The sequence below is a fragment of the Rhodanobacter sp. B05 genome (assembly GCF_002001085.1).
Taxonomy (GTDB): domain Bacteria; phylum Pseudomonadota; class Gammaproteobacteria; order Xanthomonadales; family Rhodanobacteraceae; genus Rhodanobacter.
Window position 1 is genome coordinate 1 of the sequence record NZ_MUNU01000017.1, and the last position, 15,919, is coordinate 15,919.

General features: G+C 65.4%; 9 protein-coding genes. 7 read left to right on the forward strand and 2 right to left on the reverse strand.

All coding sequences use genetic code 11. The features are described 5' to 3' along the window. Positions 1-245 precede the first annotated feature (245 nt). The 4 genes from B0E47_RS11465 (at position 246) to B0E47_RS11480 (ending at position 7,881) form a co-directional block, all read left to right on the forward strand. Positions 246-2,144: a tetratricopeptide repeat protein gene (locus B0E47_RS11465; protein ID WP_077514408.1), complete on the forward strand. Its 1,899-nt coding sequence runs from the start codon at positions 246-248 to the stop codon at positions 2,142-2,144. Then, positions 2,141-4,051 carry a tetratricopeptide repeat protein gene (locus tag B0E47_RS11470; protein WP_077514409.1) on the forward strand — a complete coding sequence of 637 codons (1,911 nt, stop codon included), beginning with the start codon at positions 2,141-2,143 and terminating at the stop codon, positions 4,049-4,051. The genes B0E47_RS11465 and B0E47_RS11470 overlap by 4 nt, the downstream gene beginning before the upstream one ends. Then, positions 4,048-5,883 carry a tetratricopeptide repeat protein gene (locus tag B0E47_RS11475; RefSeq protein ID WP_077514410.1) on the forward strand — a complete coding sequence of 612 codons (1,836 nt, stop codon included), beginning with the start codon at positions 4,048-4,050 and terminating at the stop codon, positions 5,881-5,883. The genes B0E47_RS11470 and B0E47_RS11475 overlap by 4 nt, the downstream gene beginning before the upstream one ends. Positions 5,884-5,991: 108 nt before the next feature. Then, positions 5,992-7,881 (forward strand): tetratricopeptide repeat protein, encoded by a 1,890-nt coding sequence (locus tag B0E47_RS11480; RefSeq protein WP_077514411.1) that lies wholly within the window; start codon positions 5,992-5,994, stop codon positions 7,879-7,881. A gap of 265 nt (positions 7,882-8,146) precedes the next feature. Here B0E47_RS11480 and B0E47_RS11485 read toward each other — a convergent pair whose 3' ends face one another. Further along, positions 8,147-8,638, reverse strand: coding sequence for a GAF domain-containing protein (locus tag B0E47_RS11485; protein ID WP_077514412.1), 492 nt, complete (start codon positions 8,636-8,638; stop codon positions 8,147-8,149). 56 nt (positions 8,639-8,694) lie between these two features. Between B0E47_RS11485 and bioD the strand changes: the two genes are divergently transcribed. After that, positions 8,695-9,393: a dethiobiotin synthase gene (bioD, locus tag B0E47_RS11490; RefSeq protein WP_077514758.1), complete on the forward strand. Its 699-nt coding sequence runs from the start codon at positions 8,695-8,697 to the stop codon at positions 9,391-9,393. Positions 9,394-9,412: 19 nt separating this feature from the next. Here bioD and B0E47_RS11495 read toward each other — a convergent pair whose 3' ends face one another. Next, entirely contained in the window at positions 9,413-12,910 is a 3,498-nt protein-coding gene (locus B0E47_RS11495) for a S41 family peptidase (RefSeq protein ID WP_077514413.1), read from the reverse strand. Positions 12,911-13,094: 184 nt separating this feature from the next. Here B0E47_RS11495 and B0E47_RS11500 point away from each other — a divergent pair, with 184 nt between their 5' ends. After that, positions 13,095-13,442 (forward strand): hypothetical protein, encoded by a 348-nt coding sequence (locus B0E47_RS11500; protein ID WP_077514414.1) that lies wholly within the window; start codon positions 13,095-13,097, stop codon positions 13,440-13,442. 113 nt (positions 13,443-13,555) lie between these two features. Beyond that, positions 13,556-15,766: a peptidyl-dipeptidase Dcp gene (gene dcp / locus B0E47_RS11505; protein WP_077514415.1), complete on the forward strand. Its 2,211-nt coding sequence runs from the start codon at positions 13,556-13,558 to the stop codon at positions 15,764-15,766. The last annotated feature ends 153 nt before the right edge of the window (positions 15,767-15,919 follow it).

A 15,919-nucleotide genomic window follows, 5' to 3' on the forward strand; every position in this document is an offset into this window, starting at 1 on the left:
ATTACGCAGGGACATGGATGTGGTTTCCTTCCACGGCATGAAATGGCACCTCGAGCAGGCTATGAACCAGCGTCGAGGTGTAACCCATGTCCTGGCACACTTGTTACCTATGTCTCCGGTCTAAACATGTGGCCAGAGAAACGTGACCCACTGCGCTGCCACATTGCTGCGTACCGCGCGCGACCGCTAAGATGCCGTAGCGCCCGGCACGCCATGCGTCGCCCCGTGCCATCCAAGGGGCACCCGTGGCCAACTTCTCGCTGTTCCAGGAACTCAAGCGCCGTAACGTGCTGCGCGCGGGCGTGCTGTATGCCGGTGCGGTATGGGCGCTTTCGCAAGGCTTCGCGCAACTGGCGCCGATCGTTGGCGCCCCGGACTGGGCGGTACGCTGGTTCCTGGTCGCGGCGGTGATCGGTTTTCCGTTCTGGATTGCCTTCGCGTGGTTCTACGAGTTCACACCACAAGGTTTGAAGCGCGAGAGCGAGATCGATCCGGCCGATTCGGTCGCCCACCACACCGGGCGCAAGCTCAACTACTGGATTACCGGCGTGCTCGCCGTCGCGGTGGTGCTGCTGCTGACCAACACTTTCGTCCTGCACCGCGGTGTCAACGAAGTCACCGCTGCTCCGGCCGTCGTCGCGCCGCCCAACTCCATCGCCGTGCTGCCGTTCACCAACGAGAGCGATGACAAGCAACAGGATTATTTCGCCAACGGCATCGCCGAGGATCTGCTGAACCTGTTGACCCGGGTGCAGACGCTGCGGGTGGCCGCGCGCACTTCGTCGTTCGCGTTCCAGGGCAAGGATCTCGGCATCGCCGAGATCGCGGCGAAACTGCATGTGGCCAACGTGCTGGAAGGCTCGGTGCGCAAGGCCGGCAACGAGGTGCGGGTCAGCGCGCAACTGGTGCGCGCGGCCGACGGTTACCAGATCTGGTCACAAAGCTATGACCGCCAGCTCGACGACATTTTCGCGATCCAGGACGGCATTGCCGCGGACGTGGTCAAGCAGCTCAAGGTCAAGCTGCTCGGCGCGGCACCCACGGCGCGGGCAACCGACCCCAAGGCCTATGCGCTGTACCTGCAGGCGCGCCAGCTGGGTCGCCAGGTCACGGCCGACGCCTTCAAGTCCTCCGATGCGCTGTACCGCCAGGCGCTGGCGATCGATCCGCGCTACGTGCAGGCGTGGAACGGACTCGCCAGCAACTTCACTGGCGAGGCGGACATGGGCGTGCTGTCGAACGCGCAGGGCCTGCGCCAGTCGCATGAGGCGGCCGAGAAGGCGCTGGCGATCGACCCGGACGATGCGCCGGCGCAAGCGAGACTTGGCTACCTCGCGATTGGGCAGAACGACCTGCCCGCGGCGACGCGCGACTTCGCACGCGCGCTGGCGCTGGATCCGACCGATCTCGATGTGCTCCGCAACAGTGCCACGCTGCTGTCAGTCCTCGGCCGCCTGCCGGCGGCGATCGCGATCGAGGAATACGTCCTCGCGCGCGATCCGGTCAACCCGAACACCCTGCAAAACCTGGGCATCAACTATGTCTTGGCCGGCCGCTACGACGAGGCCATCGCCAAGTTCCACACGCTGCTGAGCCTGAGCCCGGGCTATGGCGGTGCCCACTACCGACTTGGCGTGGCACTGCTGCTCAAGGGCGACGCGCCGGACGGGCTGGCGCAGATGCAGCAGGAGAAGTCGGAGGTATGGCGATTGATCGGCCTGCCGCTGGCGTACTGCGTGCTCGGGCGCAAGGCCGACGCGGATGCGGCGTTCGCGGCGCTGATCGCCAAGTACGCCAAGGACGGGCCCTACAACATCGCCTACGACTATGCGTACTGCGGCGAGGCGGACCTGGCCTTCGCCTGGCTGGACAAGGCGGTGGCCTACCAGGATCCCGGCCTGGCCCAGATCGTGACAGAACCCTTGTTCGACAAGATCCGGCAAGACCCGCGCTGGCTGCCGTTCCTGCGCAAGCTCGGCTACGCACCCGAGCAATTGGCGAAGATCAAGTTCACGGTGACGTTGCCGGATGCGGCGGATGCGGGGAGCGACTTGATTTCAGCGACGGTTGAGACATCAACGAGCACAGCCACCGCGACGTCGGTGCCGGCACATGCAACGACCGCGGCGACGCAACAGCCATGAGCAAACCCTCCTTCTTTTCCGAACTGAAACGCCGTAACGTGTTGCGCGCCGGCGTGCTGTATGCCGGTGCGGTGTGGGCGCTGGCGCAGGGTATTGCGCAATTGGGCCCATCGTTCAATGCGCCAGACTGGATCACCCGCTGGTTCGTGATCGCGGGCTTCATCGGCTTCCCGTTCTGGCTCGCGTTCGCCTGGTTCTACGAGTTCACGGCGCAGGGATTGAAGCGCGAGCGCGCGAGCGATCCGGCCGATTCGATTGCCCATCACACCAGCCGCAAGCTCAACTACTGGATTACCGGCGTGCTCGCGGTCGCGGTGGTACTGCTGCTGACCAACACCTTCGTCCTGCATCGCGGGGTGAACGAGGTCGCCGTCGCGCCGGTCGCGCCGGTGATCGTCGCACCGCCCAACTCCATCGCGGTGCTGCCGTTCGTCAACGAGAGCGACGACAAGCAGCAGGATTATTTCTCCGACGGCATTTCCGAGGATCTGCTGAATTTGTTGACCGAAGTGCGGCCGCTGCGGGTGGCCGCGCGAGCCTCGTCGTTCTCGTTCCGCGGCAAGGGCCTGACCATCCCGGAGGTTGCGGCCAAGCTGCACGTGGCCAACGTGCTGGAGGGCTCGGTGTTCAAGGAGGGCGACGAAGTACGGATCAGCGCGCAACTGGTACGCGCCGCCGACGGCTACCAGATCTGGTCGCACAGCTACGACCGCCAGCTGACCGACATCTTCGCGATCCAGGACGGCATAGCCAAGGACGTGGTCAAGAATCTCAAGGTCAAGCTGCTGGGCGCGCTGCCGACGGTGCGTGCGACCGACCCCAAGGCCTATGCGCTGTACCTGCAGGCGCGCCAGCTCGGTCGCCAGTTCACGCCCGACGCCTTCAAGTCCTCCAATGCGCTATTGCAGCAAGCACTGGCGATCGATCCGCACTACGCGCCGGCGTGGAACAGGCTCTCCGCCAACTTCACCGACGAGACGCTCATCGACATGCTCCCGGCCGACCAGGGCTTTCGCCAGGCGCACGAGGCGGCCGAGAAGGCGCTGGCGATCGACCCGGACTATGCGCCGGCGCACGCGGAACTGGGCTTCATCGCGGTGGAGCAGAACGACCTGCCCGGTGCGGTGCGGCACTTGCAGCGCGCGCTGGCGCTGGATCCGACCGATCTCGATGTGCTCAACGATAGCGCCAACCTGCTGCTAACCCTCGGCCGCCTGCCGGCAGCGACTGCGATCGAGGAATACGTCGTCGCGCGCGATCCGGTCAATCCGGTGTCTCTGTTCAACCTGGGCGGGAACTATCTCGATGCCGGCCGCTACGACGAGGCCATCGATACGTACCGTACGCTGTTGAGCGTGGATCCGGGCTCCACCGGTGTGCACGGCTTTTGGGGCTGGGCGCTGTTGCTCAAGGGTGACGCGAAGGCCGCGTTGGCTCAGATGCAGCAGGAGAAAGTCGAATCATTGCGCCTGCCCTGCGTGGCGCAGGCCTACCATGCGCTGGGAAAGAAGGCAGCATCGGATGCCGCGCTGGCGACCTTGATCGCCAAATACGCCAAGGGTGCTCCGTATGGCATCGCTTCCGTCTATGCGTACCGCGGCGAGGCCGATCTGGCGTTCTTTTGGCTGGACAAGGCGGTGCAAGCCGCCGACCCGCAGGTGGCTGGGATACAGGTCGATCCGCTGCTGGACAAGCTCCACGCCGACCCGCGCTGGCTGCCGTTGCTGCGCAAACTCGGCCGCGCGCCCGAGCAACTGGTAAAGATCAAGTTTACCGTGACGCTGCCGGGTGCAGTGGGGCTGGCGGGTGCGAGCGTTGGTGCGGCACCCCCGGCGGGTGCGACATTGACCGCCGCCACGCCGGCGCATGCCGCCACGGCGATGACACCGGCCGGATCGACGCCATGAGCAAACCCTCGTTCTTCGCCGAACTGAAGCGCCGCAATGTGCTGCGTGCGGGCGTGCTGTATGCCGGTGCGGTGTGGGCATTGGCGCAGGGCATCGCGCAACTCGGGCCGTCGGTCGGCGCACCCGACTGGGTGACACGCTGGTTCCTGATCGCCGCGGTGATCGGCTTCCCGTTCTGGCTCGCGTTTGCCTGGTTCTACGAGTTCACGCCAACCGGATTGCAGCGCGAAAGCGAGATCGCGCCCGACGATGCCATCGCACATGCCAGCGGCCGCAAGCTGGACAAGTGGATCATCGCGGTGCTCACGCTCGCGGTGATCCTGCTGTTGACCGACCGGTTCGCGCCGCACCGCGACGCCGATGCCACGCTCGACAAGTCCGTGGCTGTGCTGCCGCTGGTCAACGAAAGCGGCGACCCGCAGCAGGATTATTTTTCCGATGGCTTGTCGGAGGAACTGATCTCCGCCATCGCGCAGGTGCATGCGATCAAGGTGATCGGCCGCAACTCCTCGTTCCAGTTTCGCGGCAAGCAGCAGGACGACACCGCCGCGATCGGCGCGAAGCTCGGCGTGGCGACCTTGCTCGAAGGCACCGTGCGCAAGCAAGGCAACCAAGTGCGCATCGTGGCGTCGCTGATCAAGGCATCCGACGGCAGCACGCTGTGGTCGCAGACTTACGAGCGCGAACTGAAGGATGTGTTCGCGGTGCAGAGCGACATCGCCACCTCGGTCGCCGGTGCGCTGAGGATCACCTTGCTCGGCCAGACCATCGAAGCGACGGACAAACCGCCGAGCGGTAATCTCGACGCTTACGATGCGCTGCTGCAGGGCCGCAAATACGCCGAGCGCCGCAACCGCGCGGACTATCTCAAGGCCGTCAGCTACTACCAGCAGGCGATCCGGCTCGATCCGGATTACGCGGTGGCCTACGCGCGGCTCGCCATCACCCAGCAATGGTTCAACGACTGGGCGGCGACCGGCGACGAACGCGCGCTGGTGAGCGCGCAGGCGCGCGCAAACGCGCATAAGGCGATCGAACTGGCCCCGAACTCGGCCGTGGCGCTGGGCGCGCTCGGCATCAACCAGGCGTGGTCGGATTTCGATTACCCGTCCGCCGAGGCGACGCTGAAGAAGGCGGTCGCGCTGGATCCGTCCAATCCCGAAACCCTGTACCAACTAGCGGACGTCACCGCTTGCCTCGGGCGGCTCGACGAGGGCATCGCCATGATGCGCAGGGTGCTGACGATGGAACCGCTCAACGCCTCGTTCCATTTCTACACCGGGCAATTCCTGCTCGCGGCGGGGAAGCTGGATGCGGCGGCTGCGGAAATGCGGCGGGCGGTCGCGCTGCAACCGGACGCCGAAGCGTTCCATGCCTACCTCGCCATCGCCCAGCTGCAGCGTGGACAGACGGCGCAGGCCTTGCGCACGGCCAACGACGAACCCACCCCCGTGGGGCGCCGGTGGGCGCTGAGCACGATCCATTTCGCGCAAGGGGACGCCGCGCAGGGCCAGGCCGAGCTCGACGACATGCTCCGGCTCGACGCGGATCTGGCACCCACCAGCATTGCGATGGTCTACGCGTCGATCGGATCGAAGGACAAGGCCTTCGCGGTGCTGGATCACGCGCTGGCGATCCGCGATTCCGGCGTGGCTTCCATCTATGAACAGCCTTACCTGATCCCGAAACTGCGCGGCGATCCGCGCCTGGCGATCCTGCTGAAAAAGCTCGGGCTTCCGAACCCGGCGCCGGTACCCGCTTTGCCCGCCATGCCCGACGCAGCCGCCGTCAGCAGTTCCGTCAACGCGACGTCTTCCGGGGAAAAACCATGATCCTGCGTCGCCTCATTGCAAACTTTCGCCGCCAGGACTGGTCCGCTGTCGCCATGGCTTCCAGAAACTGTTTGCAGCTGCCGAAGCGGCAGATGCGAGGATGACGCCATGACCAAGCCATCATTTCTGGCCGAACTCAAGCGTCGCGACGTGCTGCGCGCGGGTGTGCTGTATGCCGGTGCGGTGTGGGCGCTGGCGCAGGGCATTGCGCAATTGGGGCCATCCTTCGATGCGCCGGATTGGATCACGCGCTGGTTCGTGATCGCCGGCATCATCGGCTTCCCGTTCTGGCTCGCGTTCGCATGGTTCTACGAGTTCACCCCACAAGGCTTGAAGCGCGAGAGCGAAATCGATCCCGCCGATTCGGTCGCCCACCACACTGGGCGCAAATTGAACTATTGGATCTTTGGCGTGATGGCGCTGGCGATCGTGCTGCTGCTCACCAACACCTTCGTCCTGCATCGCGGTGTCAACGAAGCCGCTTCTCCTGCCATCACAGCACCGCCCAACTCCATCGCCGTGCTGCCGTTCACCAACGAGAGCGATGACAAGAAACAGGATTATTTCGCCAACGGCATCGCCGAGGATTTGCTGAACCTGTTGACCCGGGTGCAGACGTTGCGGGTGGCGGCGCGCACCTCGTCGTTCGCGTTCCAGGGCAAGGGCCTGGGCATCGCCGAGATCGCGGCGAAACTGCATGTGGCCAACGTGCTGGAAGGTTCGGTGCGCAAGGCCGGCAACGAGGTGCGGGTCAGCGCGCAACTGGTGCGCGCGGCCGACGGTTACCAGATCTGGTCGCAAAGCTACGACCGCACGCTCGACGACATCTTCGCGATCCAGGACGGCATTGCCGCGGACGTGGTCAAGCAGCTCAAGGTCACATTGCTGGGCGCGGCGCCCAAGGCGCGGGCGACCGACCCCAGGGCCTATGCGCTGTACCTGCAGGCGCGCCAGCTTGGCAACCAGTACACGGCCGACGCCTTGAAGTCCTCCGATGCGCTGTACCGCCAGGCGCTGGCGATCGATCCACGCTACGTGCAGGCGTGGGACGGGCTCGCCCACAACTTCGCCAACGAGGCGAACATCGGTGTGCTGTCGAGTGAGCAGGGCCTGCGCCAGTCGCGTGAGGCGGCCGAGAAGGCGCTGACGATCGATCCGGACGATGCGTCGGCGCAGGCGCAGCTTGGCTTCCTCGCGATGTTGCAGAACGATCTGCCCGGTGCGGCGCGCTACTTTGAGCGCGCGCTGGCGCTGGATCCGTCCGATCTTGATGTGCTCCGCAACAGCTCCCTCCTGCTGCAAACCCTCGGCCGCCTGCCGCCGGCGATTGTGATCGAGGAGTACACCGTCGCGCGCGATCCGGTCAACCCGAAGGCCCTGCAAAACCTGGGCATCAACTATCTCTACGCCGGCCGCTACGACGAGGCGATCGCGAAGTTCCACACGCTGCTGAGCTTGAGCCCGGGCTACGGCAGCGCACACTTCGACATTGGCGTGGCGCTGCTGCTCAAGGGTGACGGGCCGGGTGGGTTGGCGCAAATGCGGCAGGAGAAGGCTGAAATGTGGCGAATGATCGGCCTGCCCTTGGCGTACTGCGCGCGCGGGCGCAAGGCGGACGCGGACGCGGCGTTCGCGGCGCTGATCGCCAAGTACACCAAGGACGCGCCCTACAACATCGCCTACGACTATGCGTACTGCGGCGAGGCGGACCAGGCCTTCGCCTGGCTGGACAAGGCGGCCGCCTACCAGGACCCCGGCCTGTCCGAGATCGTGACCCAAAACCTGTTCGACAAGATCAGGCAAGACCCGCGCTGGCTGCCGTTCCTGCGCAAGCTCGGTTATGCACCCGAGCAACTGGCTAAGATCAAGTTCACGGTGACGCTGCCGGAAGCGGCGGATGCGGGGAGCGACGCGGCTTCATCGGCGGTCGAGACATCAACGAGCACAGCCACCCCGGCACCCGTACACGCGGCCACGACGTCGACCGACAAGCCCTGAACCACGGGGCTTGCGTCTGCGCCGAAGTCCGCTCATCACGCATGAACGATGTGGGTGGTGGATACGACCAGGATGCCGACTCCTTTTCGCCTGCCCTACACCCTTCGGGCCAGCTTCGCTGTTCGCGTTGCTCCTGCAGCGCAGTGGGCCACGTTTTTCTGGCCACGCAGAGATAAGGTGGCTCGGCCACCGCAGGTGGACGAGAGGCTTTTGTTATTTGCTCCGAGAAACGCCCGTATGCCTTCTTGGGGGCCGATGCGTTCGATCAGGGCATCAGCGACGCCATGAATACTGCGCACAGCGCCTCCATTCCCACGCGGTCATCCTCGTCGAAACGGTCGGTGACCGGGCTGTCCACATCCCACACGCCGAGCAGCGCGCCATCGGGCTTGATCAGTGGCACCACGATTTCCGATTGCGAGGCGGCGTCGCAGGCGATGTGGCCGTCGAAGGCGTTGACGTCGCGCACCAGTTGGGTCTGCCGGCTCTGCGCGGCGGTGCCGCAGACGCCGCGACCCAGCGCAATGCGGATGCACGCCGGTTTGCCTTGGAACGGGCCGACCACCAGCTCGGTGCCGTCGAACAGATAGAAGCCGGCCCAGTTGAGCTGGGGCAGGCTGTGGTAGACCAGCGCGCTGAAGTTCGCCGCGTTGGCGATCAGGTTGTGCTCGCCGTGGAGCACGCCGCGTGCCTGCTGCAACAGGTCCTGGTAGTGCTCGTGCTTGCTGGCGTAGGTCTGGGGTTTGAACTCGAACATGCAAAGGCATCCGGCGGCAAAGTCGTATTATGCGCCGGGCCGTTGCGGACATCCTCATGCCTCACGAACGTACAGACGCTGTGTTCATTGCCGGCACGGATACCGGCGTCGGCAAGACCTACGTGTCCTGCGCCTTGCTGCATGCGCTGCGTGCGCAGGGTTTTCGCGCGGTCGGCATGAAGCCGGTCGCCAGTGGTTGCATGGCCACGCCCGCGGGGCTGCGCAACGACGACGCGCTGGCGCTGATCGCGGCCAGCGATCCGTGTCCGCCATACGCGACATGCAATCCGTTTGCCTTCACCGAGGCCGTGTCACCACATCTCGCCGCGGCGGACGATCGCACCGAGGTGCGCATGGCGCCGATCAAGGCGGCTTTTGCCCGGTTGACGGACAGCGCCGAGGTGGTGCTGGTCGAGGGCGTCGGTGGCTGGCTGGCGCCGCTGTCGTCGACGCTGCAGGCGAACGCGCTGCCGCAGGCGCTGGGCTTGCCGGTGATCCTGGTGGTGGGCCTGAGGCTCGGCTGCCTCAACCATGCGCAGCTGACGGCACGCGCGATCCTCGCCGATGGCTGCAGCCTGCTGGGCTGGATCGGCAACGCAGTCGATCCAACGATGGATCGACGCGACGACAACCTCGATACCTTGCGTCGCCTGTTGCCCGCGCCGTGCCTGGGTGTGCTTGATCACGCGGCAGATGCCGCAGCGACGCCGGCCCTGGCGACCGCGGTTGCCGCCATCTGCAGGCCGCCGCCGTAAGCGGCGACCTGCAAGCGAATCAATGCGCGGGCGTGCCGGCGTTCTGCGGGCGCATGTTCGGCGGGGCCTTGTCCAGCCCCGGCGGTTGCGGCGGCAAGACCACCGGGTGCGCCTTGATCTCCTGCTGCAGCACCTCGATCGCCTTGTCCAGCTGCGGATCCCGGCCGGCCAGTTGTTCGGACACGTTTTCCTTCACCTCGATGTCCGGATCGACGCCGTGGCCTTCGACCACGTACTTGCTGTCGAGGCCGACGATCCCCGCGTAGGTCGGCACGAACACGTCGCCGCCGTCGATCAGCGGGCCCAGGCCATGGATGCCGATCACGCCGCCCCAGGTGCGGGTGCCGATCAGCGGCCCCAGCTTCGCCTGCTTGAACATGTACGAGAAAATGTCGCCGTCCGACGCCGAGGTGCCGTTCGACAGCGCTGCCAGATGACCGACGTAGGTGGCTGCCGGATAGGTGCCGGTGATGCTGCTGCCACGAATGTAGTTGTAAGCCAGCAGCTTGCGCGAAAGCCGCTCGATCATGGTCTGCGACATGAAACCGCCGCCGTTGTCGCGCACGTCGATGATCAATCCGGCCTTGCGCAGTTGCGGGTAGTACCACTTGATGAACTCGCGCGCGCCATCGACGCCCATGTCCGGAATGTGCAGGTAACCGATGGTGCCGTTGCTGGCCTTGGCGACGTAGGCGCGGTTCGCCTGCACCCAGTCGTAGTAGTGCAGCGACATCTCGCTCGAAATCGGCTTGACCAGCACGCTGCGTGCGCCATCGGTCGACGGCCGCGAGTTGACCGTGAGCTGGACCATCTGGCCCGGTGCGACGCGCAGCAGACGGTACGGGTTTTCGTCGGTGGTCAGCGGCGTGCCGTTGATGGCGAGGATGTAGTCGCCGGCCTTGACGTCGACCCCGAACTCGGTGAGCGGCGAGCGATAGCGCGGCTCGTCGTTTTCGCCGGGGAACACGTTGGCGATCTGGTAGCGGCCACTCGCGGCGTCCAGCTTGAAGTCGGCGCCGAGCAGGCCGACATGCGGCTTGTCCGGCAGATCGAGATCGCCACCGGCGACGTAGGTATGCGAGTTGGACAGCTCGGCGATCATCTCGCCCATCACGTAGTTGAGGTCGGTGCGGTCGCCGACGTCCTTCAGCAGCGGCTCGTACTTGGCGCGGATCGCATCCCAGTCGTAGCCATTCATGTTGGTGACGTAGAAATAGTCGCGGTAGCGGCGCCACACGTCGTTGAAGATCTCGGCGTATTCGGCCTTGGGGTCGACCCGCATGAACAGGCCGTCCAGCTTGACGTCTTTCGGTTCGGGCTTGTCGGCGCCCAGATCGATCGCCTTGTAGTCCTTGCCGTCATGCACCAGCAGGGTATTGCCGTCGCCGGACAGTGCCAGCGGGCCGGCACCGCCGCCGCCTTCGCCGCCCGCGTCGCCGCCGGGTTTCCCGTAGGTGTAGAGCGTGCTCGACTTGCGCTGCTTGAACGACCACGCCTTGATCTTCATCGGTATCGCGCTGTCCCGGCCCAGATACGGCGCGCCGGAGGTGGCGTACAGGATCGCCTTCGAGGTCACCGCCACCCAGCGGATATTGTCGGGCTCGACTGGTGCGTGCATGAGGCGCTGGTCGATGCCGTCGAAGTCGATGCGGTCGTCGACCTGCGCGACGGGCGCCGGCTTCGTCCCGGACTTGCCCTTGTCGTTGTTCTGCTTCGTACCGTCATCGCCGGTGGCGCTGTCGTTGCGCGGGGCAAACGGATTGCCGACATCCTTGCGCAAGGCATAGGCGAGGATTTCGGTGCTGCGGTTGCTCGCATAGTCCAGCTCCACACCGGACATCAGCGGGCTCCACTCGCGATCGCCCAGGAAATAGAGATATTTGCCGTCGGGCGAGAACGCGGGACTGTTGGCGTTGAAGTATTCGCGCCCGAGTTCGGTCGCCTTGCCGGCGCCGAGGTCATACACATACAGCCGCGGCTGCAGCGTGTCCTTGTCGGTCAGCGAGTAGGCGAGGTAATGCCCGCCGGGCGACCAGGTATAGTCGCCCGGCATATTGCCGGGATCCTGTGCGATGACCTTGTCGGTGGCGCCGGCCGCAGCGCCCACGACGTGGATGCGGTTCGCGCTGTCCACGAAGGCGATGTTCTTGCCGTCCGGCGACCATGTCGTGTCGTAGAGGCGGCCAATGACACCCTTGGTCAGCATCACCGGGTTGCTGCCGTCGGCGTCGCGTGCCCACACTTCCTCTTCGCCGCTCTGATCGGAAATGTAGGCGACGCGCTTGCCGTCGCGCGACCAGCTCACCTCGCGCTCATGCACACCGGGGGTGTGCGTCAGGTCCACGCTGATGCCGTGCTCCAGCGGCACGCTGAAAATGTCGCCGCGCGCGGTGAACGCGGCGCGCTTGCCGTTGCTGCTGAGCGCGAAATCCTCGATGTAGTCTTTCACGCTGCGCTCGGCGGCGCGGGTGGCGACGAGGTCGCTGGGTACGTTGATGACCAGCGCGCGGTCGGTGTTGTTGCGGGTATCGTAGATGTGCAGCGCGCCGGTGACTTCGTACACGATCTGCCCGGCCTGATCGCCGCTGGCCCAGCGCGCATCGTCGGTGGCGTAGTTGGTCAGTTGCGTGGTCTTGTCGTCACTGGTGTCGTAGCGATAGAGATTCAGGTGCGGGCCGCGGTCGGACAGGAAGTAGATGTTCTTGCCGATCCATACCGGATCACGGTCGGTATTCGGGTCGTTGGTGATGTTCTTCGCGGTCTTCGCCGCGAAATCGTAGATGAACAGGTCCTGCGCCCAACCGCCCTGGTAGCGGTCCCAGTCGCGGAAATCGCGGAACTTGGGCGAGTACACCATCTGCTTGCCGTCCGGCGAGAAGCGCGCCGTGCCCGACTCGGGCATCGGCAGCACGGTCGGCAACCCGCCGCTCACGGGCACGGTGAACACGCGTGGACTGGAAATGCCGCGCGAGTCACGCCACGAACGGAACAGCACGGATTTGCCATCCGGGGTCCAGCCGTACACCTGGTTGTCGAAGCCCCAGCGCTGCGCCAGCGGGCCCATCGCCGGGTACCAGGTCAGCTGTTTCGGCTCGCCGCCGCCGGCGGCAACCACGTAGACCTGGCTGTCGCCGCCGTACTGCCCGGTGAAGGCGATCTGGCTGCAATCGGGCGAGTAGCGCGCGGCCATTTCCAGGCCCGGTGCGGCAGTCAGGCGGGTGGCGGTGCCGCCCTGGGTCGAGGCGGTCCACAGGTCGCCGGCGTAGGTGAACGCCACGTGGGCGCCGCAGACGTCGGGGAAGCGCAGCAACCGGGTGCCGCTGCCGGTGGCGATCGCTGCGCCGGTGGAGCTGGGGGGTGGCGGCGCTGCCGGTGTCACGCTGGATGGAGTTGTCGGAGGGGCGGTGGCCGCCGGTGTCGCCGTCGGCGATTTGGAGCAACCCGTCAAGGCAGCCATCGCGGCGAACAGGGCGCTGCCTGCGGGAATGAACCAGCGACGTGCAATCACGCGTGCCATGCGAAGCCCCTTCTATCATCGTGGACGGTCGAGCGCCTTGTATTACGCTTTTTCAGTCGCTATCGCCAGTCCTGTCATCGATCCGGTCGACTCGGCCGGTGGCGTGGATTGGCGCCGGTCCCGCGACGTGCTGTGCAATCACGCCGCTGCACGGTCGAGCGCAACCCCATCATCCGGAGGCAACATGGCCCGCAATCGCTACTACCTCTCCATCGCCGATCTCGCCCATGCGCGTGGTGCGGACCAGCGCTTCAGTTATGACGGCGCCGGTCCGAACGATTTTGCCGCGGCCTTGCAGCAGGCCTTGCGCAGCGATGACCTGTTCCAGCGCTGGCGCGCCGCGCAACCGGATCCCGATGCGGTCGATGCCGGCCTTGCAGCCATCGATCCGGCCGCTGAGGTGACGGCCAGCGTCGCCGATCTGCGCACCGATGTGCAGCTCACCACCAGCCTGCCGATGAGCGTGGTGCGGCATCGGCTGTATCTGCTGATCGGGTCGTCGTGGCAGTTGCGCGACATGCGCTCGGCCTGATGGGGCGGCTCGCACAATCCTGCGGCGGTTTGGAAACTGGCGGCGGTATCGGTACAGTCAGGGACTGCCAACCAACTCCGTCCCGCCGCGGACGCTCTATTCTGGGGAACCCGATGTTTCGTCTCCGCCTGTTAGTGATTGCCACCACCGTCGCCCTCGCCGCCTGCTCGCCGCAGCAGCCCGGTGGCGCCAACACGTCTCCCGCGACCACCTCCTCGGTGGCGGCCGCCAGCACCGTCGCAGCCCCCGCCGCCATGACCAACAACCCGTTCTTCCAGGCCAGCACGCTGCCGTTCCAGGCGCCGCCGTTCGACAAGATCACCGACGCGGATTATCAGCCGGCGATCGAGGAGGGCATGAAACGGCAACTGGCCGAGGTCCAGCAGATCGCCGACAACCCCGAGCCGCCCACGTTCGAGAACACCTATGTGGCGATGGAGAAATCCGGCGTCATGCTCAATCGCGTGATGATGGTGTTCGGTGCGGTCACCGGCGCCAATACCGACGATGCGCTGCAGAAGGTGCAGGAAACCGAGGCACCGAAGCTGGCCGCCCACCAGGATGCGATCTACCTCAACGACAAGCTGTTCCAGCGGGTCGAGGCGGTCTACAACCAGCGTGACACGCTCAAGCTCGATCCGGAATCGGCGCGGCTGGTCGAGGTGGTCCACCGGAACTTCGTGCATGCCGGCGCCAAGCTGTCCGATGCGGACAAGACCAAGCTGAAGGCGATGAACCAGGAGGCCTCGACCCTCAGCACGGCCTTCACCAACAAGCTGCTGGCGGCGACCAAGGCCGCCGCCCCGGTGTTCGACGACAAGAGCAAGCTGGCCGGGCTATCCGATGCCGAGCTCGCCGCGGCGCTGCAGGCCGGCAAGGATCGCAAGGAGGACGGCAAGTACGTGCTGACCCTGCAGAATACGACCCAGCAGCCCGAGCTGCAGGATCTGAGCGACCGTGCCACCCGCCAGCAGTTGTTCGAGGCTTCGTGGAATCGCGCCGAACAGGGCGACGCCAACGACACCCGCAAGACGATCGAGCGGCTGGCCCAGCTGCGCGCGCAGGAGGCCGCCCTGCTCGGCTACCCGAACTATGCCGCCTGGAAACTCGATGACCAGATGGCCAAGACGCCGGCCACGGCGATGGACTTCATGGACAAGCTCGCACCGGCCGCGGTGGCGCGCGCGAAGCGCGAGGCGGCCGACATCCAGATGCAGATCGACAAGGACCAGAAGGCGCTGAAGCAGCCCACCTTCAAGCTGCAGCCGTGGGACTGGAACTACTATGCCGAACAGGTGCGCAAGGCGAAGTACGACCTGGATGAAAACCAGATCAAGCCGTACTTCGAGCTGGACAACGTGCTCAAGAACGGCGTGTTCTACGCCGCCAACCAGCTCTACGGGCTGACCTTCAAGGAGCGCAAGGACATCCCGGTGTACCAGCCGGACGTGCGCGTGTTCGAAGTGTTCGACAAGGACGGCAAGTCGCTGGCGCTGTTCTACTGCGACTACTTCAAGCGCGACAACAAGGGCGGCGGCGCCTGGATGGACAACTTCGTCGGCCAGTCCAGGCTGCTCGGCACCAAGCCGGTGATCTACAACGTGGCGAATTTCGCCAAGCCGGCCGCGGGCCAGCCGGCCCTGCTGTCGTTCGACGACGTGATCACCATGTTCCACGAATTCGGCCATGCGCTGCACGGCATGTTCGCCGACGAGCAGTACCCGACCCTGTCCGGCACCAACACCGCGCGCGACTTCGTCGAGTTCCCGTCGCAGTTCAACGAGCACTGGGCGACCAATCCCAATGTGTTCGCGAACTACGCCAAGAACTACCAGACCGGCGCACCGATGCCGCAGGCACTGGTCGACAAGATGAAGAAGGCCGGCAAGTTCAACTCCGGCTACAACATGACCGAGCTGGTCTCCGCCGCGCTGCTCGACATGAACTGGCACATGCTCGGCGCCGATGCGCCGCTGCAGGATGCCGACACGTTCGAGGCGGCCGCGCTGAAGAAGGACGGGGTGGACCTGGGCTATGTGCCGCCGCGTTACCGCTCCAGCTACTTCCAACACATCTGGGGCAACGGCTACGCCGCCGGCTACTACGCCTACCTGTGGACCGAGATGCTGGCCGACGATGCCTTCGTCGACTTCCAGGATAACGGCGGCCTGACCCGCGCCAATGGCGACCGTTTCCGTGCGATGGTGCTGTCGCGCGGCAACACCGAAGAACTGTCGAAGCTGTACAAGGACTGGCGCGGCCAGGATCCGAGCATCGAGCCGATGCTGGAGAACCGCGGGCTGAAGGACGCGGCGAAGAAATAGGGCGTCATGGCGGCATGAGACACGAAACGGGTCGGCATGTTGCCGGCCCGTTTTTCATGGGCGAGCTTCAAGTTGTAGACAGACCGGTCAGGGGGCACGTCATCCGCGCGGCCCGCACGGGGACGGGGCGCGTGGAATAATCGAACCTCCCGG